This is a genomic window from Flectobacillus sp. (assembly GCF_049240685.1).
Classification (GTDB): Bacteria; Bacteroidota; Bacteroidia; order Cytophagales; family Spirosomataceae; genus Flectobacillus.
In genome coordinates this window covers 1-3,253 of sequence record NZ_JBMLSD010000368.1, presented here as the reverse complement: position 1 = coordinate 3,253, position 3,253 = coordinate 1, and the positions used below count along the sequence as shown (strand labels likewise).

At 40.0% G+C, this 3,253-nt stretch carries 2 protein-coding genes; both read right to left on the bottom strand.

Annotation, left to right across the window (positions count from 1 at the left end; translation table 11 throughout):
• A partial coding sequence (locus ACOVQ4_RS17020; RefSeq protein ID WP_421821821.1) for an FdhF/YdeP family oxidoreductase occupies positions 1 to 2,292 on the bottom strand: 2,292 nt, incomplete at its 3' end.
• Between the two features lie 230 nt (positions 2,293 to 2,522).
• Positions 2,523 to 3,253: formate dehydrogenase accessory sulfurtransferase FdhD (gene fdhD / locus ACOVQ4_RS17015; RefSeq protein WP_421821820.1), on the bottom strand; the 731-nt coding region annotated here is incomplete at its 5' end.

The window sequence follows — 3,253 nt, the reverse complement described above, 5'->3', positions numbered from 1 at the left end:
TTTTGTCAACTTAATTATGACTGATTTTGAAGTTGGGGTATTACTCACATCGGCAACACTGTCGATAGGCACCAATACATTGGCTTCAGGAAAATAAGTTGCAACATTTTGGCGTGGAATATTGTATGGAACCACAATGAATTTTTCTGCCAGACGATGCACGCCTCCATGATAGTTGTGTAAATCTACTAAGTCATATTGCTGTAAACCAGCCGAAGTAATATCTTCTTGATTCATCAATATCACTCGTCTTTCGTTAAAAATACCTCTGTAACGGTCGTCCAAGCCATAAACGGTGGTATTGAACTGGTCGTGAGTACGAATCGTCATCATTAGGTATTCATCAGTTGCCAACTGGATTGTTTCGAGAGGACAAATTTTGAATAAGGCTTTTTGTTCGGTATTCGTAAAAATGCCTTTTCGTGGTCCATTGGGTAAATAAAACCCACCATCTTGGCGAACTCTTTTATTATAATCTTCAAAACCTGCAATCGTTTTTTCGATTAAATCCCTGATAGAATCATAATGATGTGTCAACGAAAGCCAGTCTAATTGAGTACGCTTTCCAAGGGTACGTTGTGCTATTTCAGCAATAATTTTTGGTTCGCTCCAAACCGTTGGGGCAGGAGGCGTAAGATTTCCTTTCGACATTTGAACTACCCCCATCGAGTTTTCGGTAGTTACAAACTGGGCTCCACCAGCCTGACGGTCTTCGTCAGTACGTCCCAAGGCAGGCAAGATAATAGCGGTTTTACCATGAATTAAATGACTACGATTGAGTTTGGTCGAAACCTGTACAGTAAGGGTGCAGTTACGTAAGGCCTGTGCCGTAAACTCAGTATCAGGTGTAGCAGAAAGGAAATTACCTCCCATGCCTATAAATACCTTGCCACTGGATGCTTGCATGGCTTTTATGGCTGTCACAACGTCATAACCATGTTTTTGAGGTGGTATAAACCCAAAGTTTTCTTCTATTTTTTGTAAAAAAGCTTTTGAAGGTCTTTCAAAAATACCCATTGTGCGATCGCCTTGTACGTTGGAATGCCCTCGTACAGGACAAGTGCCAGCGCCTTGCTTGCCGATACTGCCTTTGAGTAACAACAAATTGACTAACTCCTGAATGGTAACTACTGAGTTTTTGTGTTGAGTTAGTCCCATTGCCCAGCAGGCAATAATACGTTGAGAATTTGCTAATAAATCTGCTACTTCTTCTATTTGTTCAAGACTTATGCCACATTCTTTGACTAAATCTTCGAGTTTGTATTGACTCAAATCTGCCAAGAACTCTTCGAATCCGAGGGTATTATTTTTAATAAAATCATGGTCAAATACATTACCGATGGTAGCTTCTTTTTTGACCAATAACAACAATAAAGCTTTGATGAGCGCAATATCCGAATTGATTTTTATCTGTAAATAGTGGTCGCTCAATTTGGTGCCACTCCCAAGCATATCGCTCAAATGCTGAGGGTGCTTGAAAGCCAGTAAACCAGCCTCAATCAAAGGATTGACAGATACGATTTTAGCCCCATTTTTCTTAGCTTCTTCTAATGCTGTGAGCATTCGAGGATGATTTGTGCCAGGGTTTTGCCCCAAAATCATAATCACTTGCGCATGATTAAAATCTTCGAGGGTTACCGAGCCTTTACCCAAACCTAACTGCTCACCTAATGCCGAGCCACTCGATTCGTGGCACATATTGGAACAATCGGGAAGGTTATTAGTGCCTAACTGACGAGCAAATAACTGATACAAAAACGCCGCCTCGTTGGAAGTTCTGCCAGAAGTATAAAAAATGGCATCGTCGGGCGAGGGTAATGTGTTGAGATGTTCGGCAATTAGGTCGAGCGCCTCGTCCCATTCGATTTTATGGTAATGAGTTTCCCCTTCTCGAACAATCATAGGATGGGTCAAACGCCCTTGTTGCCCGAGCCAATAATCAGATTTTTCGGAAAGTTCTTGAATGCTATATCTTTGAAAAAATACGGGGCCAGTCTTTAGTGTCGTTGCCTCTTCGGCTATGGCTTTGGCGCCATTTTCACAATATTCTGCAACAGATGAACGCTCGCCGTCGGGGTCAGGCCAAGCACAAGAAGGACAATCTACGCCACCTTTTTGATTGAGGGTCAATAATATCTTCGTGCCTCTAGCTACATTCATTGCACCAAAAACATGTTTGATAGCATTACTTACTGCCTTAAAACCAGCCGCTACTTGAGCAGGCTCAGTTTGCTGTAATCCTGTCAAATCCTGTGGAGGTTGTGCAGAAGGTTGTTGATCTATTGTATTCATAGTAATGGCAAATTGTTAAGGATTTTGAAATATCTAAGAAGACGTTATCAGTATATTGGTTATCAGTGTATCTGTTAGTAGTTATTTGAAAATGCTTGTAATTAGAATGATACTTTCAAATAAGGTCAGAGATATATGATTAATGGATAAACTTGAAAATACTAGTTCAAGACTTTGTCTTGGACTTATTTTTTTATCAGTTTTTAAACTGAAATAATAACTGCCCACTGCTATTGTACTCTAAACTCATGCGAATAAACATTAAACTTTCCTTTTCGTAAAAATGCAATCAAAGTAATACCAAACCGTTTTGCCAGTTCTACCGCTAAACTTGATGGCGCGCCTACTGCAACTATAATAGGAAATTGGGCTATCATACTTTTTTGAATCATCTCATAGCTAACCCGACTGCTAAGTACAAGGATTGGGGCAATAGCTTGTTTTTCTAACCCTAATTTAGCACCGATTACCTTATCTAAAGCATTGTGTCGACCTATATCTTCACGGAGTAAAACCAATTCGCCAGTGTTTTCATAAATAGCTGCTGCATGGGCGCCTCCTGTGTAAGAAAAAAGGGTTTGATTTTGAGTGAGTTTATCCTCTATTTCCCATAAAAATGTGGGAGAAATAGGATAATCCCAATCGCGGAGAGTAAGACAGTTTTGTTGTTCGAGTGATTCAATTTGTGCTTTTCCACAAATACCACAGCTCGAAGATGCCATAAAATTACGCTCATAAAGAGTTTGACTCAAATCCAAATCAGGGCTTAATTCTACCCTAACAATATTTTCATGTTCGTCTTGTCGTTGTAATTCAGTGCAATAGCGAATAGATTGCACTTGCGAAAGATGTTGAATAATTCCTTCTGAATACAGAAACCCTAAAGTCAATTCAAAATCATGCCCTGGGGTTCGCATCGTAATAGTGAGGTTTTTCTGTAAACGTTGATGCCTATCCCCAT